This is a genomic window from Pseudomonas umsongensis (assembly GCF_012647205.1).
Classification (GTDB): domain Bacteria; phylum Pseudomonadota; class Gammaproteobacteria; order Pseudomonadales; family Pseudomonadaceae; genus Aquipseudomonas; species Aquipseudomonas umsongensis.
In genome coordinates this window covers 4,571,867-4,591,418 of sequence record NZ_CP051487.1, presented here as the reverse complement: position 1 = coordinate 4,591,418, position 19,552 = coordinate 4,571,867, and the positions used below count along the sequence as shown (strand labels likewise).

Here is a 19,552-nt window from a genome sequence, read left to right as displayed (position 1 = left end):
GGCGAGCATGCACAGCAGCGACAGTGAATTCATCGTCCGCCAGGACAACGCCCTCTACGAGACGGACACCCCGGTGCTGTACAGCGTGGCCGAGGGTATTGCCACGTTGACGCTGAACCGGCCGACCTTCAACAACGCGCAAAACTCGCAGATGACTTACGCCCTGGACGGCTTTTTCCGCCAGGCGGTGAACGATGACAGCGTCAAGGTCATCGTCCTCAGGGGCAACGGCAAGCACTTCTCGGCGGGCCACGATATCGGCACGCCGGGGCGGGATATCGACAAGCCGTTCGAGCGCGCGCACCTGTGGTGGGACCACACCAACAAGCCCGGTGGCGAGCAACTGTATGCCCGTGAGCAGGAGGTGTACCTGGGCATGTGCCGACGCTGGCGCGAACTGCCCAAGCCGACCATCGCCATGGTCCATGGCGCGTGCGTGGCGGGCGGGCTGATGCTGGCCTGGGTCTGCGACCTGATCGTCGCCAGCGACGACGCGTTCTTCCAGGACCCGGTGGTGCGCATGGGTATTCCGGGGGTCGAGTATTTTGCCCATCCCTATGAAATGAACCCGCGAATCGCCAAGGAATTCCTCTTCACCGGCGACCGCATGAGCGCCACCCGAGCCTGGCAAGTGGGCATGGTCAACCGCCTGGTCAGCCGTGATGAGCTGGAGCAGGCCACCTATGCCCTGGCCGCCGGCATTGCCCGTCAGCCGCGCATGGGCCTGGCCCTGACCAAGCAGGCGATCAACCACGTCGAAGACCTGCAAGGCAAACGCACGGCGATGGATGCCGTGTTCGCCTGGCATCACTTTGCCCATGCCCATAACGAGCTGTTGTCCGGCGACAAACTGGGCGGCTTCGACGCCAAGGGCATGGCCCGGGCCAACAAGCAGGCCGAGGACAAAAGCCAATGAACCGCTGGCTGGATACACCACTGACCGAGGCCCTCGGTTGCCGTTACCCGATCGTGCAGACCGCCATGGGGTGGGTCGCCGACGCCAACCTGGTGATCGCCACGACCCAGGCCGGGGGCTTCGGTTTCCTGGCTGGCGCGACCATCGCGGCCGACGAACTGGAAGGCGAAATCCGCAAGGTGATCGACGCCACTGGCGCCAGCAACTTCGGGCTCAATTTCCATATGTTCCAGGACAACGCCGCGCAGTGCGTCGACCTGGCGATCAAGTACCGTCTGCGCGCCGTGAGTTACGGGCGCGGTCCGGACAAACAGACCATCGCCCGCTTCAAGGCGGCCAAGGTGCTGTGCATTCCAACTGTCGGCGCCCTCAAGCATGCGCTCAAGGCCGTGGAACTGGGCGCCGACATGATCACCATCCAGGGCGGTGAGGGCGGCGGCCATACTGGCGGCGTACCGAGTTCGATCCTGCTGCCCCAGGTGCTGGCGGCGGTCAAGGTACCGGTGATCGCGGCCGGAGGATTCGCCACCGGCCGTGGCCTGGCCTCGGTGCTCGCTGCCGGTGGTGCCGGCATCGCCATGGGCACGCGGTTCCTCATGACCCGCGAATCGCCGACACCGGCCGCGACCCTCGAACGTTACCTGAAGGTCAACGATCCGCAGTTGGTGCGCGTGACCACGGCGGTGGATGGCATGCGCCACCGGATGATCGAAAACCGCTTCATCAATCACCTGGAACAGGCGGGCCCCTTCGGTCGCCTGCGCATAGCCCTGGGCAGCGCGTGGCAGTGGAAGCAGCAGACCGGCATGAGCCTGGGGCACATAGCTGCAGTCTTCCTGCGCGCATTGCGTGAAGACCCCTCGCAACTGTCGCAGGTGGTGATGGCCGCCAACCAGCCGGTGCTGTTGCAGCGCTCGATGGTCGATGGCGCTCCGGACGAGGGCATCCTGCCCAGCGGCCAGGTCGCCGCAGCCATTGGCGAATTGCTCAGTTGCCGCGAAGTCATCGAAGGCATCGCCAGCGAGGCCCAGCACTGCCTGGATGCGCTCCTGGCACGCAGCCAGACACACGCCACGAATCAACCCGCCAGTATCGGAGAACCCCTGTGAACCAGGCATTTACGACACAACTCAATCAGGGGATCGCTGAACTGGTGATCGCCAAGCCACCGGTTAATGCCCTCGACAGCCAGGAATGGCATGCCCTGGCGCGACAGATCGAAGCGCTCGGGGCCAATCCCGAGGTGCGGGTGATCGTGATCCGCGCCGAAGGCCGCGGTTTTTGCGCCGGTGTCGACATCAAGGAACTGGACAAGCATCCGGAGCGAATCGTCGAGGTCAACGCCGGTAACTACGCCACCTTCAAGGCCGTGCACCGCAACCCGGTGCCGGTGATTGTCGCGGTCCATGGTTTTGTCCTGGGCGGTGGTATCGGCATCACCGGGGCGGCGGACATCGTCGTCGCCTCCGAATGCGCGACCTTCGCTCTGCCCGAAGTCGACCGTGGCGCCATGGGCGGCGGTGCGCACTTGCAACGGCTGTTCCCGGTACAAAAAGTTCGTTACCTGTTCTTTACCGGGGACAGCATCGGCGCCCCTGAAGCCCTGCAGTACGGCTTTATCGAACGCATTGTCAGCAAGGACCAGTTGCGCGAAACCGCCTTGGGCATCGCGGCGAAAATCGCCGAGAAGAGCCCGGGCATGATCCGCATTGCCAAGGAAGCCTTGAACGGTATCGAAGACGGCAACCTGGAAGATAAATACCGCTGGGAACAGGGCTTCACCATGCAGGCCTACAGCAGCCCGGACTCCGCGGAAACGCGGCGGGCCTTCGTCGAAAAACGCGACGCCAAGTTCTGAGATAACGCCATGGACCTGACTTATACCTCCAAGCAAAACGCCTTCCGCGCCGAAGTACGGGCCTGGTTGGCGGCCAATGTGCCCCGTGAACCCTTGGCCAGCTACGACACCCGCGAAGGCTTCGAGCAGCACCGCGCCTGGGAGGCCACGCTATTCGAGAGCCGCTGGTCGATGGTGATGTGGCCGGCCGAACTGGGCGGCCGCGGCAGCGACCTGATCGAGTGGCTGATTTTCGAAGAAGAGTATTACGGCGCCGGCGCGCCGATGCGCGTCAACCAGAACGGCCAGTTGCTGTTGGGGCCGACCCTGATGGAGTTCGGCACCCCGGAGCAGAAGCAGCGCTTCCTGCCGCGCATGGCGGCCAGCCTGGACATGTGGGCGCAAGGCTGGTCGGAGCCCAACGCCGGCTCCGACATGGCGGCGATCACCAGCAAAGCGCTGCTCGACGGCGACCATTACGTGATCAACGGGCAGAAAACCTGGTCGACCCGGGCGATCTACGCCGACTGGCTGTTCGGCCTGTTCCGCAGCGAGCCGGGGTCGGCCCGTCACCACGGCCTGTCCTTCATCATGGTGCCGCTCGATACGCCGGGGGTGAGCATTCGCCCGATCAAGGCGCTCAACGGCAAGGACGCTTTCGCCGAGGTGTTTTTCGACGACGTGCGGGTGCCGGTGGCCAACCGCATCGGCGCCGAGGGGCAGGGTTGGCACGTGGCGATGGCCACCGCTGGTTTCGAGCGCGGCCTGCTGCTGCGTTCACCGGCGCGCTTCCAGGCCACGGCACGCAAGCTGGTCGAGCTGTACAAGGCCAACCGCGCCAGCGCCGACCGCGATCCGGGCCTGCGCGATGCCGTGCTGGAGACTTGGATGGGTGCCGAGGCCTATGCGTTGTCGGCCTACCACACCGTGGGACGCTTGAGCAGGGGCGAGCAGATCGGCGCCGAATCAAGCATCAACAAGATCATCTGGTCGGAGCTGGACCTGAAGATGCACGAGACCGCCATGCGCATTCTCGGTACGCGCGGCGAGCTGGTTGCAAAAGGCGCGCAGGCGGGCGATGCGGCAGGTTGGCTGGAGGGTTTCCTGTTTGCCCAGTCCGGGCCGATCTATGCCGGCACCAACGAAATCCAGCGCAACATCATTGCCGAGCGCATGCTCGGTTTGCCGAAATAAGGAACCGCCATGGACTTCACTTTCAACGATGACCAGTTGGCGTTCCACGAAGCCATCAGTCGTTTCCTGATGACCGAAGCCGCCCCGGAAATGCTCCGGGAAATCTGGGAGACCGATGCCGGGCGCTCCCGCGACCTGCGCAACAAGATCGCCGGCCAGGGCCTGACCGCCTTGTCGGTGCCCGAGGCCGAAGGCGGCCTGGGCATGGACGATGTGACCTGGGCCCTGATGACCCAGGAGCTGGGTTACTACGCCATTCCCGACTCATTGGCCGACACCGCCTATGTCGCCAGCGGCTTGCTCGCCGCTCTGCCGGCGCAGCATCCGGCCCGCGCCGACCTGTTGCCGCGTATCGCCGATGGCAGCTTGCGCCTGGCGATCAGTCATCCAGTCAATGCGCTGGTCAGTGATGCGCAATTGGCCGAAGTGTTGATCCTCACCGATGGCGATGACATCCATGTGGTGCCGCGCTCCGAGGTCGAGGTGGAAAACCACCCGAGCATCGATGCCTCGCGACGCCTGGGGCGGGTGACCTGGACTCCGTCGCCGACCACCTGCGTGGCCAGTGGCGAGCAGGGACGGACCTTGCAGGCGCACCTGCTGGACCGCGGTGCACTGTCGGTGGCCGGGCAACTGCTGGGGCTCGCGCAGCGCATGCTCGACCTGTCGGTGGACTACGTGGCCCAGCGCAAACAGTTCGGCAAGCCGATCGGCAGCTTCCAGGCGGTCAAGCATCACCTCGCCGATGTCGCCCGCTACATCGAACAGGCCAAGCCGGTGCTGTACCGCGCGGCCCATGCCTTGGCGCGGGGTGACGTCAACGCGGGCGCCTGGGTCTCGCAAGCGCGCCTGGCGGCCAACGAAGCGAGCTGGCTCGCCGCGCGCAAGGGTATCCAGGTGCATGGTGCGATGGGGTACACCTGGGAGGTGGATTTGCAGATGTTCATGAAACGCGCCTGGGCCCTCGATGCGTCCTGGGGCGACCGCGGCTTTCACAAAACCCGTGTCAGCGACTACCTGTTCGCCGACGCCACCGGCCTGGGGCCGGGGCATACTTTCGAGGAATGAGTCATGGCACAGGCCTACATTGTTGATGCACTGCGCAGCCCCACCGGCAAACGCAAGGGCTCATTGAGCGAGATCCACGCCATTGACCTGGGCGCCCATGTGCTCAAGGCGCTGGTGGCGCGCAACGTGATCCCTGCCGAAGACTATGACGACGTGATATTCGGTTGCGTCGACACCATCGGTTCCCAGGCTGGCGATATCGCCCGCACCAGCTGGCTGGCCGCCGGCTTGCCGCTGACGGTGCCCGGCACCACAGTGGATCGTCAGTGTGGTTCGTCGCAACAGGCGCTGCATTTCGCCGCGCAGGCGGTCATGAGCGGCACCCAGGATGTGGTCGCGGTGGGTGGGGTACAGACTATGACCCAGATCCCGATTTCTTCGGCGATGCTGGCCGGCCAGCCCCTGGGCTTTGCCGATCCGTTCTCGGGCAGCGTTGGCTGGCGTGCGCGGTTTGGCCAGCAGCCCGTCAACCAGTTCTACGCCGCGCAACGGATCGCCGATCATTGGCAGATCAGCCGCGAGCAGATGGAAGCCTTTGCCTTGCAGAGCCACGAACGCGCCCTGGCGGCCATCGCCAGTGGCCGATTCGCCCGGGAAATCGTCAGCTGCCAAGGCCTGGCGGTGGATGAAACGCCGCGTCACAGCAGCCTGGCGAAGATGGCCGAGTTGCAACCGGTGGACCCGCAGTTCCCGTCGATCACCGCCGCCGTGTCCAGCCAGACCTGCGACGCCTCGGCGGCACTGCTGGTGGTGTCCGAGGCGGCGCTCAAGCGCTACGACCTGACGCCACGGGCGCGGATTCATCACCTGACGGTGCTCGGTGACGATCCGATCTGGCACCTCACCGCACCGATCGCCGCCACCCGCCGGGCCTTGGCCAAGAGTGGCCTGAGCATGGGCGACATCGATCGGGTCGAGATCAACGAAGCCTTCGCCTCGGTGGTCATGGCCTGGGCCAAGGAGCTCGATTACGACCCGGCGCGCACCAACGTCAACGGCGGCGCGATTGCCCTCGGTCATCCGCTGGGCGCCACCGGCGCACGCTTGATGACCACGCTGCTCAACGAACTGGAATGCAGCGGCGGTCGCTACGGCCTGCAAACCATGTGTGAAGGCGGCGGGCAGGCCAACGTGACCATTATCGAACGCCTGTAATTTTTCATGCGGGCCGCCGCTTCGGGCGCGCGGCCACACAAATTCTCAAGGAGTCAAACATGGCTATGTGTGCAGACCGCACCGTGATCATCACCGGGGCCGGCGGTGGCCTCGGTCGCGCCTACGCGCTGGCGTTCGCCGCGCAAGGGGCCAATGTAGTGGTCAACGATATTCGCGCCGAGGCCGCAGAAGATGTGGCAGGGGAGATTCGCGCCAACGGTGGCCAGGCCATCGCCAACAGCGATGACATCACCACCCTGGCCACCGCGCAGCGCATCGTCGATGCGGCACTGGCGGCGTTCGGTGAAGTGCATGTGCTGATCAACAACGCCGGCGTGTTGCGCGACCGCATGTTCATCAGCCTCAGTGAAGAAGACTGGGACATGGTCATGCGCGTCCACCTCAAGGGCCATTATTGCCTGGCCAACATCCTCGGCCGCCGCTGGCGCGACCTGGCCAAGGCCGGCACGCCGGTCGATGCACGGATCATCAACACCAGCTCCGGCGCCGGGTTGCAAGGCTCGGTGGGGCAGTCCAATTATTCGGCGGCCAAGGGCGGCATTGCCTCACTGACCCTGGTGCAGGCAGCGGAACTGGCGCGCTATGGCGTCACTGCCAACGCACTGGCGCCGGCCGCACGCACCTCGATGACCGAGAGCGCCATGCCCGACGTGGTGAAGAAACCCGAGGACGGCAGCTTCGACGCCTGGGCTGCAGAGAACGTCGCGCCGCTGGTGGTGTGGCTGGGCAGCCCGGCGTCGGCCCACGTCACCGGCCAGGTCTTCGAAAGCCAGGGCGGTCGCATCTCCCTGGGCGATGGCTGGCGCACGGGCGTTACCTGCGACAAGGGCGCGTTGTGGAAAGTCGAAGAGATCGGCGCGGCGGTGGATGCAATTCTTGCTGAAGCGCCGAAGGCGCAGAAAGTCTGGGGGAGCTGAATGTCCTGATCAATTGTAGGAGCTGGCTTGCCAGCGAAGCCACCCTGACAGCCGACCTATTGTTTGTTGACGGAGTACATATCCATTCCTGCGGTAACGGCGGCTTATGGTTTCGCCCTTACGGCGAGTCACTTGGAAAAGCCCCAAGTAACCAAGGGCTCTTGCCCCTGGCGTTCGGTGCCTCGCTAATGCTCGGCATGCCCTCGCTCCGGTCCTGCTCCGTGGGCCCGCCGCGATGGGCCATCCTTGGCCCAGCGCGGCTAAACCGGCATCCATGCCGGTTTACCCACTGCGCAGAACCTCCACTCGGCCTCTCGATGGGGCAAGAAAATCAAAAGCCAAAGCAGAGCAAAAGCCAAAGCGAGGCGGCCTGACAGCCGACCTGATCGGGAGCCGTATGCGTTTCCCTTGTAGGAGCCAGGCTTGCCGGCGAACCAGACGCTGCGGTGTGTCTGTTGTACCGCGTTATCGTTCTTCGCCGGCAAGCCTGGCTCCTACAGGGGATGGGGGGTATCTGCAAAGATCAGGTCGGCTGTCAGGCCGCCTCGCTTTTGTTTTTGATCTGGGCGCCCCGTTAACCACGAAGGCCGAACGCAGGCATTGCGCAGTGGGGAAACGGGCAGGACGCCGGTTTAGCCGCGCTGGGCCAAGGATGGCCCATCGCGGCGACCCACGGAGCAATGCCGGAGAGAGGGCATGCCGAGCCCAAGCGAGGCACCGAGTGGTGGGCACAGCCTTTTGCTTCCTTTTTGGCGTTTGAAAAAGGGAGTCGCTGTAAAAGCGAAACCATAGGTGGCCGTTACCGCAGCAATGGATATGCACTCCGACAATAAATCTCAAATAGCTTGCTGTAACGCCCCGCATCAACGTTGCGTACGGCTCAATTAACGCGTCGTCAGTGGAACGCGGAGCGTCCCTGGCGGCATTCCTTTGCTGCGCGTGGGAACGATCAATCGCCAGCAGGCTGGCTCCCCCAAAGAGGGATTGCGCCACGGCCTTTCTACCCCATTTTGACGATGCGCCCGCATCGCCCCCTCCGTACAAATGCAGCGTATTGATTTCTTCGGAGGTAGACGCTGTGAAACAAGCCCCCCCTTATGTTCCCGGTCATCAATTGCTGGTCGGCAAGTCGGTGCTGATCACCGCTGCCGCGGGTGCCGGTATCGGTTATTCGGCGGCCCGGCGCAGTGCCGAGGAAGGTTGTCGGGCGTTGATGATTTCCGATGTGCATCCGCGGCGCCTGGAGGAAGCGGTGGAGCGGCTCAAGGCTGAGACTGGCCTGCAGGCGATTTATGGCCAGTTGTGCAATGTCACCGTCGAAGACGAAGTCCAGGCCCTGGTGACGGCGGCCGAAGAGGCGCTGGGCGGGGTCGATGTGATGATCAACAACGCGGGCCTGGGTGGTCAGAAACGCGTGGTGGAGATGAGCGACGAAGAATGGCTTCGGGTGCTGGACGTGACCTTGACCGGCACCTTCCGCATGACCCGGGCGATGTTGCCGCACATGCAACGCCGTGGCGCCGGGGCCATCGTCAACAACGCCTCGGTGCTCGGCTGGCGGGCACAGAAGGAACAGGCCCATTACGCCGCTGCCAAGGCTGGAGTAATGGCCCTGACTCGCTGCAGCGCCCTGGAAGCCGCCGAGTTCGGCGTGCGCATCAACGCGGTTTCACCGTCGATTGCCTTGCACGATTTTCTCAAGAAGGCCTCCAGCGAAGAGTTGCTCGCCAGCCTGGCGGGGCGCGAGGCGTTCGGTCGCGCTGCCGAAGTCTGGGAAGTGGCCAACGTGATGATGTTCCTGGCCAGCGACTATGCCTCCTACATGGTGGGCGAAGTGTTGTCCGTCAGTTCACAACAAGCTTGAGGATGGGCGCATGAGTCACGTTTTCAGCAGTGCCCAGGCGTTGCTTGCGGCCGAGGGCCTGGACCTGGGCCACACCGAATGGCTGACCATCAGCCAGCAGCGCATCGATCTGTTCGCCGAAGCCACCAGCGATCACCAGTGGATTCACGTCGACCCGGTGCGCGCCGCCAGTGGCCCGTTTGGTGCCTGCATTGCCCACGGCTACCTGACCCAATCGCTGGCGAACCTGTTCATGCCGCAGTTGCTGATCATTGAAAACATGGCGATGGGGGTCAACTACGGCAGCGACCGGGTGCGCTTCCCGGCGCCGGTCAAGGTCGACTCGCGGGTGCGGGGCAGCGGCCAGATCATCCGCGCCGAACCACTGGGCGATGCCGTGCAACTGACGGTGCGCATCACCGTTGAAGTCGAAGGCCAGGCCCGTCCCGGCTGCGTGATCGACACCATCAGCCGCTACACCTTCAACCCCATTTGCGAGTGAGTACCCATGGACCTGAATGAAGTCGTCATCGTCGCCACCGCCCGTACCGCGCTGGCCAAGTCGTTTCGCGGATCGTTCAACGATACCGAGGCCCCGGTGCTGGGCGGTCATGTGGTGCGCGCGGTGGTCGAACGCGCCGGCATCGAGCCTGCCGATGTAGAGGATGTGATCATGGGCGCGTCGGTGCAGCAAGGCACCCAGGGCTTCAACATCGGTCGGCTCTGCGCCTACACCGGCGGTTTGCCGGACAGCGTGCCGGGCATGGCCGTGGACCGCATGTGCGCCTCAGGCCTGATGAGCATCGGCATGGCCGCCAAGGGCATCATGACCGGCGAGATGAGCATCGCCATCGGCGGCGGCGTGGAGTCCCTGTCGCTGACCCAGACCAAACACAAGAACGCCTATCGCGCCCGATCCGAAGCGGTGCTGCAGGTGATGCCCAGCGCCTATATCCCGATGATCGAGACCGCTGAGATCGTGTCGCGCCGCTATGGCATCAGCCGCGCCGCCCAGGATGAGTATTCGCTGCAGAGCCAGCTGCGCACCGCCGCCGCGCAGCGAGACGGCTTGTTCGACGATGAGATCGTCGGCCTGAGCGTGGATAAATTACTGTTCGCCGATGGCCAGCCCAATGGCCATGAACGCGTGCAGGTGGTCAAGGACGAGTGCAACCGTCCCAATACGCGCCTGGAAGACCTGGCGGCATTGAAACCGGTGTGGAAGGACGGCAGCTGGATCGAGCAGGGCGAGTTCGTCACGGCCGGCAACGCCTCGCAATTCTCCGACGGTGCCGCCGCCAGCCTGCTGATGAGCCGGGCCGAAGCCAAGCGCCGCGGGTTGACGCCACTGGGCATCTACCGCGGCATTGCCGTGGGTGGTTGTGCGCCGGAGGAAATGGGCATCGGCCCGGTGATCGCCATTCCCAAGCTGCTCAAGCGCTTTGGCCTGAGCGTGAAGGACATCGGCCTGTGGGAGATCAACGAGGCTTTTGCCAGCCAGGTGCTGCATTGCCGCGATGCGCTGCAGATCCCGGCAGAGCGCCTGAACGTCAACGGCGGGGCGATTGCCATTGGTCACCCATTTGGCATGTCCGGCGCGCGGATGGTCGGCCACGCGCTGCTCGAAGGACGGCGGCGCGGTGTACGTTATGTAGTGGTTGCCATGTGCATCGGTGGTGGCATGGGCGCCGCCGGCCTGTTCGAGCTGCCATGAGGCCAGCGGGACACCGACGTTCTGTCGATTAAATCCATGGGGGCCCGCCAGTCGGGTCCTCTGCTGGGGAATGGTTATGCAAAGTTGTGTGCCCAATGCACAGGTCCTGGCGCAAATGGGCCTGGACTTGGCCGAGTACGAACGGATTATTGGCAACATCTACGATTCGGCGATGGACACCCGCTGCCTGAACGATTCTTTGCGCGAGCTGAGAACCTTGTTCAAGGCCAATTTCGTGACCTTGATTTTGCGGGTCCAGGATGAGCCGCTGTTGTCGCCCATGGTGGTGGCGGGCGATGTCGAACTCGGGGAGGGCGGTATCAACCATTATGCCTACTACGCCAAATCCACCCTGTTCGACGGCCTGCCCACCGATACGGTGTTCACCGTCGATGAACTGATGAGCGATGCCGAATGGTCCAGTTCGGCGTTCTACCTGCTGTTTTGCCAACCCCACGATTGCTACCACATGCTCGGTGCCGATATCCGCATGCCGGATGGCGGCACGGTGCGCTTGCGGATCAATCGACCCCAGGGGCACCCGGCTTTCAGCGCCCTTGAACGGGCCCTGTGCGCGATGTTGTTGCCGCATTTGCGCCGGGCCCTGCACATGCATTCGCTGCTCGATCGCAGTGAGTCGCTGGGCAGCCTGTATTCGCAGACGATCAGCCGCCTGGCGGTGGCGACTTTCGTGCTCGATGAAACCGGCAGTGTGCTGCAACTCAATCCCGTGGCCCGGGAGATTCTCGACAGCCAGGACGGCCTCAAGGTGGTGGGCGGGCGGCTGGAAGCGACTTACCCCAGTGATAATCGCGAGTTGGCGCGCCTGGTGCGCAATGCTTTCCAGCGCGCCAAACAGGGCGTGGGCAAGGGCGTGCAGGTGGCGGAGGCGACGTCGATATCCCGCCCCTCGGGTCAGGTCAGCCTGGGGGTGGTGGTGGAGTTGATCCCGTCCCAGGAACTGCTCGAAGGCAACGGCAAGCCCACGGTGGTGGTGTATGTGCGCGATGCGGTAAGCAAGTCGCTGGTGAGCACGGTGCTGACTTCGCAACTGTACAACCTGACCCCGGCGGAAACCACGCTAGCCCTGGAACTGGCCAACGGCCTGTCGCTGGAAGAGGCCTCGGAAATCCTCAATATCCGCCGCAACACCGCCCGCGCCCACCTGCGTTCGATCTTCTCCAAGACCGGCGTGCGGCGCCAGACCGAACTGGTGCGGATCATGCTCAACAGCGTGGTGGCCCTGGGGGCACCGCAGCCGGTGGTGAACCCGGCCAGTGCCAAAACGCGTTAGTCCGTGCGGACGATGCTGCCGGGTTCCTCGCCTGTCGATACTGGGCAACCGTTGCGAACGTGAATAAGGAGAATAAAAATGAACGGCAGTAATCAGTCCCCAAGCTGGGCCTTGGCGTTGTTGTTGGGATGCTGTGCCATCGGCACGGTGCATGCCGCGCCAGAGGACGTCGAGCGCCTGGGCAAGGACTTGACGTGCCTGGGCGCGGAAAAGGCCGGTAATGCCGACGGCAGCATTCCGCCGTTCAGCGGCAAGTGGCTGGGTGTTCCACCCCACGTTGATTTCAAGGGCACCGGCAACCACCCGGTGGACCCGTACCCGGACGACAAGCCGCTGTTCGTGGTGACCGCGCAGAACATCGGCCAATACAATGACTACTTGTCCGATGGGCAGAAAGCCCTGTTCAAACTGTACCCGGCCACCTACAAAATACCGGTTTACCCCACGCGCCGGGATTTTCGCTTCAACGACGCGGTCTGCCAGGCCACCAAAGAGAATGCCAAGGTGGCGCGGCTGGTCGATGATGGCGAAGGGGTGGTCGGCAAGACCGGCGGCACCGCTTTCCCGGTGCCGCGTAGCGGCCTGGAACTGTTGAAGAATGCCTCGACCTTTACCTTGCGGGCCTGGACCGAGGAGTACATCTCCGACAACGCCTACGTGCTCAAGGACGGCAACATCAACTGGGGCCGCGTGCATTCGCGCAACCTGGCGCCAGGGCTCGAACCGGACAAGATTGGGGATACCACTGGCAACTCGTCGTTTTATCTCAATGAAACCCTGCTGCCGCAACGGGACAAGGGTGAGATCAACACCGGCACCGAATTCTGGAACGACAAGACTGAACCGCGCCAGTCCTGGCGCTACGATCCGGGTACCCGCCGCGTGCGTCAGTCGCCGGGGTATGGCTTCGACATGTCGTTCCCAGGCAGCGGTGGTTCCATCACCGTCGACGAGGTACGCCTGTTCAACGGTTCGGGGCAACGTTATGACTGGAAGATCGTCGGCAAGCGCGAGATGTTCATTCCCTACAATACCTACCGCCTGCATGCCGCCAACTTCAAGTACGCCGACTTGCTGACCCCTGGTCACATCAACCCGGATGCCATGCGTTTTGAGCGCCATCGGGTCTGGGAACTGGAAGGCACGCTCAAGCCGGGCTTCCGCCATCTGTATGGCAAACGCAAGCTGTACATCGACGAAGACACCTGGTTCCCGATGCTCGCCGACAACTACGACAACCGTGGCGAGCTGTGGCGCACTTCGATGGTCAACTATTTCTACGCCTACGAAAGCCAGCGGCCGCAAGCGGGCGTGGGCCTGTACTACGACCTCAATGCCGGCAGCTACCTGGCATTCAACCTGATCAACGAACAGCGCAACGGCTACCTGTTGAACAAAACCGGTTTCAGCCCCCGGGACTTCGGCCCGGAGGCCGCTCGCCGCTTCGGCCAGTAACCACCCGGCGTGGCGCCCGTGGAGACAGGGGCGCCCATTGAGAGTGGCTCGCGTTTGATCTAGTCCAACTGAAGGATGTTCTCCCGGCAAGGCTGCTCAATGATGCTCGCCATGGGATCACCCTGATTTTCTTGGGGGCATAGCCTGCCCCGAAGTCTGTAATCGAGGAACAATAACAATGACGAAACTCGCTGAACTCAACATCGAGAACGCCCAGCGTACCCACCGTTACGCGCGCGGCTGGCACTGCCTGGGCAATGCCGCCGACTACCGTGATGGCAAGCCCCACACCCTGGAAATCTTCGGCACCCGCCTGGTGGCCTTTGCCGACAGCCAGGGCACCATCAGCATCCTGGATGCCTATTGCCCGCACATGGGCGCCGACCTGTCCCAGGGCACCGTCGAGAACGACAGGCTGGTTTGCCCGTTCCACCACTGGAAGTACGACACCGGTGGTAAATGCGTGGAGATCCCTTACTGCAAGCGCATTCCACCCAAGGCCAAGACCCGCAGTTGGTTGAGCTGCGAGGAAAACAACCTGCTGTTCGTCTGGAACAACCCCGAAGGCCGTGCGCCGAAAGACGGCGTGGTCATTCCGCACCTGCCCGAAATGGACGATCCGGACTGGATTCATGACTGGAACATCGACACCATGCACATCGAAACCAACCCACGGGAGTTGGTCGATAACCTGGTGGATGCCCAGCACTTCGGGCCGGTGCACGGTACGCCGACCAAGTACTTCGCCAACGTCTTCGAAGGGCACATCGGCCATCAGATTTTCCATGGCGACTCCGAGCGCCTGGGCGGCGACCTGATCGCGCCATCGGCCTACTACGGCCCGGCGACCCACTTCACCCATATCAGCTCGATGTTCGGCGATGTGCGCATCCACGCCATCCTGCTTAACAGCCACGTGCCGGTGACGCCAAACAGCTTCGACCTGCGCTTTGGTTGCATGGTCAAGAGGGTGCCGGGCTGGACCGAAGAGCAGAACCAGGAAGTGGCCAGGGCCTATGTCCAGGGCAACCGCGATTCGTTCTATCAGGACGTGGTGATCTGGAAGCACAAGATCCGCATCGACAAGCCAGTGCTGGCCGAAACCGACGGCCCGGTCTATCAGTTGCGCGAGTGGTACGAGCAGTTCTTCACCGACGAGGACGACGTGCCCGCGTTCATGGCCGAGCGTCGCGAGTTCATCACGGTGGACGAGCGCTGACAGAGCACCAGGGCGCCTTGCCGAGAACCCCATCCGTCGCGGAAAGGCGCCGTTCCCAGGGCACTGCTAACGCAGTTTCGATTCAAAGGTCATGAGAGCACAGACAATGAAAATAAAAAGTCTTCTCGCCTACTACATCCCTTTTTTGGTCCTGTTTTTCCTGGTGTTTACCGTACTGTTTTCCGTGCCGCCGGAACCGGCCAGCGTCAAGGCCTGCAAGCGCTACGCGAGCTGTGTGGCCATGAGTTCGAGCGCCCCCAACTGGATCAATTTTCGCTAGGGGAACTGATCGAGGCGTCAGCTTCGGCAGCCAGTTTCAATCGGTCGGCCTTGCTGATGTATTTAGGCTTTTTCGGCGCCAGTTTGGCGCTGGCCTTTTTGGCCTTCTCCTTGAACAACTGCTTCAGCTTTTTCTGACGGTTCATGTTTTTCCACCTGGCTTGTAAGTTCTTGAATGATATCAGCGTCGCCCTTGCCTTGCCCTCGTTCTTCGCCTGTAGGAGCGAGGCTTGCCCGCGAACCAGGCGCTGTGGTGTATCAGTAATACCGCGTTATCGTGCTTTGCCGCCCGCTGGCTCCTACAGGCCACAGTGGCTATTGCAAATCACCCTGCGCACACATGACAATGCGAGTCATTATCACTCGCGAATTATTCCATCGTCATGTCCGCCAACGATTTATCCCTGCGCAACGCTGTCAATGATCTGTATTGCGACCATCACGGTTGGCTCAAGGGCTGGCTGCGCAAGCGTCTGGGCAATGCTTTCGATGCGGCGGACCTGGCGCAGGACACGTTCGTTCGGGTCATCAAGGCGCGAAACGCGCTGGAGATTCGCGAGCCACGGCCCTACCTGTCGATGATCGCCAAGGGCTTGCTGATCGATCTGTTTCGCCGCCGTTCGCTGGAACAGTCCTACCTGGAAGCCTTGGCCGCCATGCCCGAATGGCAGCAACCTTCATTGGAGGAACAGGCGATCCTGTTGCAAGCCCTGATGGAAATCGACCGCCTGCTTCAAGGATTGGGGACCAAGGTCAAGCAGGCGTTCATCCTGTCGCAGTTCGACGGGCTGACCTACCCGCAGATCGCCGAGCGCTTGAACATCAGCACGCGCACAGTCAACAACTACATGGCCAAGGCCATGGAGCATTGCTGTTTGATGCAGATTCGGCTGCAACTGGCGTGAGCCTTTCGCCCGCTGAGTTGAAGGCGATTGGCGCCGCTGCCCGGTGGTATGCCCGACTTCGGTCGGATATCGCCACCGATGCGGATCTGGCAGCCTGGAAAGACTGGCTGGCTTGCGACCCTGACCATCGCCAAGCCTGGCAGCGAATGCTCGACGTGGGCGAGCAGATGGCCAGTGTGCCGGGCTCATTGGCTGCGCCAGCCTTGCGTGGCGCTGATCGATCCCGGCGCCAGGTATTGCGCAGTGTGCTGGTGCTCGTGTCAGCCGGTTCGCTGGGCGGGCTGGGCTGGTACAGCGAGACCTCGCGCAACCTGTTTGCCGATTTTCGCACCGCAGTGGGTGAGCGCCGTGAGTTTCGTTTGGCCGATGGCAGCGCGTTGCTACTTAACACCGATACGTCGGTCAACCTTCGCTTCGACGGTCGTCACCGTGTACTCGACCTGTTGCGGGGCGAGATACGAGTGACAACCGCGGTCGATCCCTTGCAGCGGCCGTTCAAGGTGCTCACTCGTCATGCAGAAGTGTTGGCGCTCGGCACGCGTTTTATCGTCCGCTGCGATGAGCAGGGCGCTGGCGTGGCGGTAATCGAGAAGGCCGTCGAGGTCCGTTCGGCTGGCGCTGGCTCGACGGTGCGTGTGGAAGCCGGCCAGTCCCTGGACTTCGATGGCCGCTCATTGGGCGTTGTACGGCGCAACGATGCTTCGGTCGGTGCCTGGCAACAGGGAAGCATCATCGCCATCAATCGTCCCCTGGCCGAGTTGCTGGACGACCTTTCGCGCTACCGCCCAGGTGTACTGCGCTGCGATCCGCGAATTGCCCAACTGAAAGTCTCCGGCGCTTTTCCCATTGATGACACTGATCTGGCACTGGCTGCGCTGGAGAGTGGTTTCGCGCTACAGGTCACTCGGTACAGCCGGTATTGGGTCGATGTGTCGTCGCCTGCCACCACGCTTTCATAGTGAGTTGAAAAAGTTTGTCAGCGTTTTGCACTATTGATGCACATCGTTCGGCTCATCCCTCAATGAGTTTTTACAGATCGTCTTTGGGGGAGGGGAAGCATGTTTCGGGTGTACAAGCCGGGTCGTTTGGCGGCCGCAGTAAAGTTCGGGCTATTGGCGGCAACGACGGCGGGTGTCTGGTCAAGCGTAGCGTTGGCGGTGCAGCTGCCGGCGCAACAGCAAAACTCGGTCAAGTCCTTTGACATCGCTGGCGGCAGCCTGACTGAAGTCCTCAGTCATTTCGCCAGCGCGGCGGGTGCTGCGCTTTCGTTCGATGCGCGACAAACCGATGGCTTGAAATCTCCAGGGCTCCAGGGAGCGTTTGGTGTCAGCGAAGGGTTTGCGCGGATTCTGGCGGGTAGCGGACTGCAGGCCGAACCGCAGGCTAACGGTACGTATGTGCTGCGGCCAACTCCGAGGGCTGGTTCGGCGCTGGAACTGGGCGCGACCAACATCAATGGCCAGGTGCTGGGCGCGACCACCGAAAACAGCGGCTCGTACACCACCGGAGCGGTCACCATCGGCAAGGGTGAGCACTCGCTCAGGGAAACGCCGCAATCGGTCACGGTGATGACGCGCAAGATGCTCGATGACCAGAACCTGAACACCATCGACCAGGTCATGGAAAAGACCCCGGGCATCACCGTCTACGACTCGACCATGGGCGGCAAGTACTTCTACTCGCGCGGGTTCCGCATGTCGGGCCAGTATCAGTACGACGGTGTGCCCCTGGACATGGGCAACCTGTATGTCCAGGCCGACAGTTTCAGCGGCGACATGGCGTATTACGACCGGGTGGAAATTCTGCGCGGCGCCGCGGGCATGATGAAAGGCGCGGGTGGCACCGCCGGCGGGGTGAACTTCGTGCGCAAACGCGGCCAGGCTGCCGCGCACACGGACATCACGCTGTCCGGTGGCAGCTGGGACAACTATCGCGGACAGGTCGATACCGGTGGCCCGCTGAACGAATCCGGCACTTTGCGCGGCCGGGCGGTGGTCGCGGAGCAGAGCCGGCACTATTTCGTCGACGACGCCAGTCGCAAGGACCAGGTGTATTACGGCGCGCTGGACCTTGACCTGAGCCCCGACACCACGCTCGGCCTGGGTGTCGCCTATGAAGACGTGGATGCCAGCCCTTGCTGGGGAGGCCTGCCGCGTTACAAGGACCGCAGCGACTTGAAGCTCAGCCGCTCGACCTGCCTCGATCCTGCGTGGAACACCTGGCGCAGCCAGCGCACCACGGTCTTCAGCGACCTGAGTCACCAGCTCAACGACGACTGGGCCTTGAAGGTCGCCAGTGTCTATACAAAAAACACCCAGGACATCAAGTACGCATTCGCTTCCGGCGCCGTGACGCCTGGCACCGATACCACCGGCATGCTGGGCAGCATGTACGACTACGATCAGGTTGATTACGGCCTGGATGCCTACGTCGACGGCAAGTTCGACGCGTTCGGTCAACGCCATGAACTGGTGGTGGGTTTCAATGCCAGCCGTTCGAAAAAGAACGACTTCTACTCGGTGGCGTTCCTGCCGCAGCGCCAGAATGTGTTCAACCCCGACAAGTATATTCCGGAGCCGGATGACAGCTACTTCATCGACAATTCATCTCGCGGCGGTCCGGTCGACTCAGTCACCAGGCAGAAGGGCATTTACTCGACACTGCGCTTGAAACTGGCTGATCCACTGACCGTTGTCGTTGGCGGCCGGGTGAGCTGGTACAACTCCGATACCGACTACGACTTCATCAACACAGGCACTTCGGAGCACGCCAGCACCACAGAGACCGGGCAAGTGACGCCGTTTGCCGGTGTGCTGCTGGACCTGAACGAGAACCTGACCGCCTACGCCAGCTATTCGGAAATCTTTACCCCGCAAGGCAATTACCGCTCAGAAGACGGTGCTGCGCTCAAGCCGCTCGTGGGCCAGAGCTATGAGCTGGGGATCAAGGGCGCCTGGTACGACGGTCGACTGAACAGCGCCTTCAACCTGTTCCGCACGATCCAGAAGGACCAGGCGCAGACTGACTACAACTCGTCCTGCCCGTCGTCCGACGGCTACTGCTACGTCAATGCCGGCAAGGTTCGCGCCCAGGGTTTCGAAGCCGAGATCAGCGGTGAAGTCATTGAGCGCCTGCAAGTGCTGGCGGGTTACACCTATACCCAGACCAAGACGCTCGACGATATCGACACCAGCCTGAACGGCGCAGCGTTCAACAGTTATGTGCCGCGGCATATGTTGCGGATGTGGGGCGATTACGCCCTGAGTGGCTCGCTTGAGCGATTCACCCTGGGTGCAGGGGTCAACGCGCAAAGCGATAACTTCCGTGTTTCACCTTCAAGTGGTGAGAAAATCAGCCAGTCAGGCTATGCGATCTGGAACGGCCGCATCGGCTACCGCATCGACGACACCTGGTCGGTCGCGCTCAACGGCAACAACCTGTTCGACAAGCGCTACTACGCCACCATCGGCACTGAGACGTTCGGCAACTACTACGGTGATCCACGCAACTTCATGTTGTCGGTCAAGGCGAGTTTCTAACGCCGGCAGATGCCGCAATCGTGCAGTCGATGCAGGAAAAGCCCGGGTCGCAAGAACCGGGCTTTTCGATGGGCGTACAGGCCTACACCCTAAGTTGTGAGCCCTGCCGACCGGCGGTCTTACGCCACAGTTGCCGCGCGCTTGCGGCCATTCCAAAGCACCTCGAAACCACCCCCAAGGCAGCGTATGGCGCCGC

Annotated in this window: 18 protein-coding genes; 17 read left to right on the top strand and 1 reads right to left on the bottom strand. The window is 62.6% G+C overall.

The window, feature by feature from the left end:
* The first annotated feature begins 7 nt into the window (after positions 1-7).
* From HGP31_RS20685 to HGP31_RS20620, 14 genes are all read left to right on the top strand, one after another.
* Positions 8-916, top strand: a complete 909-nt coding sequence (locus HGP31_RS20685; protein ID WP_168758556.1) for an enoyl-CoA hydratase — start codon at positions 8-10, stop codon at positions 914-916.
* Positions 913-2,025 carry an NAD(P)H-dependent flavin oxidoreductase gene (locus HGP31_RS20680; RefSeq protein ID WP_168758555.1) on the top strand — a complete coding sequence of 371 codons (1,113 nt, stop codon included), beginning with the start codon at positions 913-915 and terminating at the stop codon, positions 2,023-2,025. The genes HGP31_RS20685 and HGP31_RS20680 overlap by 4 nt, the downstream gene beginning before the upstream one ends.
* Positions 2,022-2,774: an enoyl-CoA hydratase family protein gene (locus tag HGP31_RS20675; protein WP_020796880.1), complete on the top strand. Its 753-nt coding sequence runs from the start codon at positions 2,022-2,024 to the stop codon at positions 2,772-2,774. The genes HGP31_RS20680 and HGP31_RS20675 overlap by 4 nt, the downstream gene beginning before the upstream one ends.
* 9 nt (positions 2,775-2,783) lie before the next feature.
* Positions 2,784-3,947: an acyl-CoA dehydrogenase family protein gene (locus tag HGP31_RS20670; RefSeq protein WP_033043316.1), complete on the top strand. Its 1,164-nt coding sequence runs from the start codon at positions 2,784-2,786 to the stop codon at positions 3,945-3,947.
* A gap of 9 nt (positions 3,948-3,956) precedes the next feature.
* The gene (locus tag HGP31_RS20665) at positions 3,957-5,015 is read left to right on the top strand and encodes an acyl-CoA dehydrogenase family protein (RefSeq protein WP_020796882.1); all 1,059 of its coding nucleotides are present in this window, start codon (positions 3,957-3,959) and stop codon (positions 5,013-5,015) included.
* Positions 5,016-5,018: 3 nt separating this feature from the next.
* Positions 5,019-6,170 carry an acetyl-CoA C-acetyltransferase gene (locus tag HGP31_RS20660; RefSeq protein WP_020796883.1) on the top strand — a complete coding sequence of 384 codons (1,152 nt, stop codon included), beginning with the start codon at positions 5,019-5,021 and terminating at the stop codon, positions 6,168-6,170.
* Positions 6,171-6,229: 59 nt separating this feature from the next.
* On the top strand, positions 6,230-7,108 hold the full coding sequence (locus HGP31_RS20655; RefSeq protein WP_033043317.1) for an SDR family oxidoreductase: 879 nt from the start codon (positions 6,230-6,232) through the stop codon (positions 7,106-7,108).
* Between the two features lie 1,078 nt (positions 7,109-8,186).
* Positions 8,187-8,972 carry an SDR family oxidoreductase gene (locus HGP31_RS20650; RefSeq protein ID WP_168758554.1) on the top strand — a complete coding sequence of 262 codons (786 nt, stop codon included), beginning with the start codon at positions 8,187-8,189 and terminating at the stop codon, positions 8,970-8,972.
* A gap of 10 nt (positions 8,973-8,982) precedes the next feature.
* Positions 8,983-9,453: a MaoC family dehydratase gene (locus HGP31_RS20645; RefSeq protein ID WP_020801039.1), complete on the top strand. Its 471-nt coding sequence runs from the start codon at positions 8,983-8,985 to the stop codon at positions 9,451-9,453.
* A gap of 6 nt (positions 9,454-9,459) precedes the next feature.
* A complete protein-coding gene (locus HGP31_RS20640; protein ID WP_083349405.1) occupies positions 9,460-10,665 on the top strand; it encodes an acetyl-CoA C-acyltransferase in 1,206 nt (401 codons plus the stop codon).
* Between the two features lie 76 nt (positions 10,666-10,741).
* Positions 10,742-11,959 carry a helix-turn-helix transcriptional regulator gene (locus HGP31_RS20635; protein ID WP_168758553.1) on the top strand — a complete coding sequence of 406 codons (1,218 nt, stop codon included), beginning with the start codon at positions 10,742-10,744 and terminating at the stop codon, positions 11,957-11,959.
* Between the two features lie 78 nt (positions 11,960-12,037).
* Positions 12,038-13,414 carry a DUF1329 domain-containing protein gene (locus tag HGP31_RS20630; protein WP_168758552.1) on the top strand — a complete coding sequence of 459 codons (1,377 nt, stop codon included), beginning with the start codon at positions 12,038-12,040 and terminating at the stop codon, positions 13,412-13,414.
* Positions 13,415-13,592: 178 nt separating this feature from the next.
* Positions 13,593-14,633 (top strand): 3-ketosteroid-9-alpha-monooxygenase, oxygenase component, encoded by a 1,041-nt coding sequence (locus HGP31_RS20625; protein WP_020801034.1) that lies wholly within the window; start codon positions 13,593-13,595, stop codon positions 14,631-14,633.
* Positions 14,634-14,739: 106 nt separating this feature from the next.
* Positions 14,740-14,913 (top strand): hypothetical protein, encoded by a 174-nt coding sequence (locus tag HGP31_RS20620; RefSeq protein ID WP_020801033.1) that lies wholly within the window; start codon positions 14,740-14,742, stop codon positions 14,911-14,913.
* Here HGP31_RS20620 and HGP31_RS20615 read toward each other — a convergent pair.
* Positions 14,900-15,058 carry a DUF2986 domain-containing protein gene (locus HGP31_RS20615; RefSeq protein WP_020801032.1) on the bottom strand — a complete coding sequence of 53 codons (159 nt, stop codon included), beginning with the start codon at positions 15,056-15,058 and terminating at the stop codon, positions 14,900-14,902. The two genes, HGP31_RS20620 and HGP31_RS20615, sit on opposite strands and share 14 nt — an antisense overlap.
* A gap of 237 nt (positions 15,059-15,295) precedes the next feature.
* Here HGP31_RS20615 and HGP31_RS20610 point away from each other — a divergent pair, with 237 nt between their 5' ends.
* From HGP31_RS20610 to HGP31_RS20600, 3 genes are all read left to right on the top strand, one after another.
* Complete coding sequence (locus tag HGP31_RS20610; RefSeq protein WP_020801031.1) at positions 15,296-15,817, top strand: sigma-70 family RNA polymerase sigma factor; 522 nt, start codon at positions 15,296-15,298, stop codon at positions 15,815-15,817.
* On the top strand, positions 15,814-16,776 hold the full coding sequence (locus HGP31_RS20605) for a FecR domain-containing protein (protein ID WP_033042267.1): 963 nt from the start codon (positions 15,814-15,816) through the stop codon (positions 16,774-16,776). Before HGP31_RS20610 ends, HGP31_RS20605 begins: the two co-directional genes overlap by 4 nt.
* 99 nt (positions 16,777-16,875) lie before the next feature.
* Positions 16,876-19,356, top strand: coding sequence for a TonB-dependent siderophore receptor (locus tag HGP31_RS20600; RefSeq protein ID WP_168758551.1), 2,481 nt, complete (start codon positions 16,876-16,878; stop codon positions 19,354-19,356).
* The last annotated feature ends 196 nt before the right edge of the window (positions 19,357-19,552 follow it).

What these genes read in the sequence shown, in the direction of transcription:
- HGP31_RS20630 (WP_168758552.1), top strand. Translation starts at nt 12,038, where the DNA reads ATGAACGGCAGTAATCAGTCCCCAAGCTGGGCCTTGGCGTTGTTGTTG.
- HGP31_RS20610 (WP_020801031.1), top strand. Translation starts at nt 15,296, where the DNA reads ATGTCCGCCAACGATTTATCCCTGCGCAACGCTGTCAATGATCTGTAT.
- HGP31_RS20685 (WP_168758556.1), top strand. Translation starts at nt 8, where the DNA reads ATGCACAGCAGCGACAGTGAATTCATCGTCCGCCAGGACAACGCCCTC.
- HGP31_RS20635 (WP_168758553.1), top strand. Translation starts at nt 10,742, where the DNA reads ATGCAAAGTTGTGTGCCCAATGCACAGGTCCTGGCGCAAATGGGCCTG.
- HGP31_RS20620 (WP_020801033.1), top strand. Translation starts at nt 14,740, where the DNA reads ATGAAAATAAAAAGTCTTCTCGCCTACTACATCCCTTTTTTGGTCCTG.
- HGP31_RS20655 (WP_033043317.1), top strand. Translation starts at nt 6,230, where the DNA reads ATGGCTATGTGTGCAGACCGCACCGTGATCATCACCGGGGCCGGCGGT.
- HGP31_RS20670 (WP_033043316.1), top strand. Translation starts at nt 2,784, where the DNA reads ATGGACCTGACTTATACCTCCAAGCAAAACGCCTTCCGCGCCGAAGTA.
- HGP31_RS20615 (WP_020801032.1), bottom strand. Translation starts at nt 15,058, where the DNA reads ATGAACCGTCAGAAAAAGCTGAAGCAGTTGTTCAAGGAGAAGGCCAAA.
- HGP31_RS20625 (WP_020801034.1), top strand. Translation starts at nt 13,593, where the DNA reads ATGACGAAACTCGCTGAACTCAACATCGAGAACGCCCAGCGTACCCAC.
- HGP31_RS20640 (WP_083349405.1), top strand. Translation starts at nt 9,460, where the DNA reads ATGGACCTGAATGAAGTCGTCATCGTCGCCACCGCCCGTACCGCGCTG.
- HGP31_RS20645 (WP_020801039.1), top strand. Translation starts at nt 8,983, where the DNA reads ATGAGTCACGTTTTCAGCAGTGCCCAGGCGTTGCTTGCGGCCGAGGGC.
- HGP31_RS20680 (WP_168758555.1), top strand. Translation starts at nt 913, where the DNA reads ATGAACCGCTGGCTGGATACACCACTGACCGAGGCCCTCGGTTGCCGT.
- HGP31_RS20665 (WP_020796882.1), top strand. Translation starts at nt 3,957, where the DNA reads ATGGACTTCACTTTCAACGATGACCAGTTGGCGTTCCACGAAGCCATC.
- HGP31_RS20660 (WP_020796883.1), top strand. Translation starts at nt 5,019, where the DNA reads ATGGCACAGGCCTACATTGTTGATGCACTGCGCAGCCCCACCGGCAAA.
- HGP31_RS20600 (WP_168758551.1), top strand. Translation starts at nt 16,876, where the DNA reads ATGTTTCGGGTGTACAAGCCGGGTCGTTTGGCGGCCGCAGTAAAGTTC.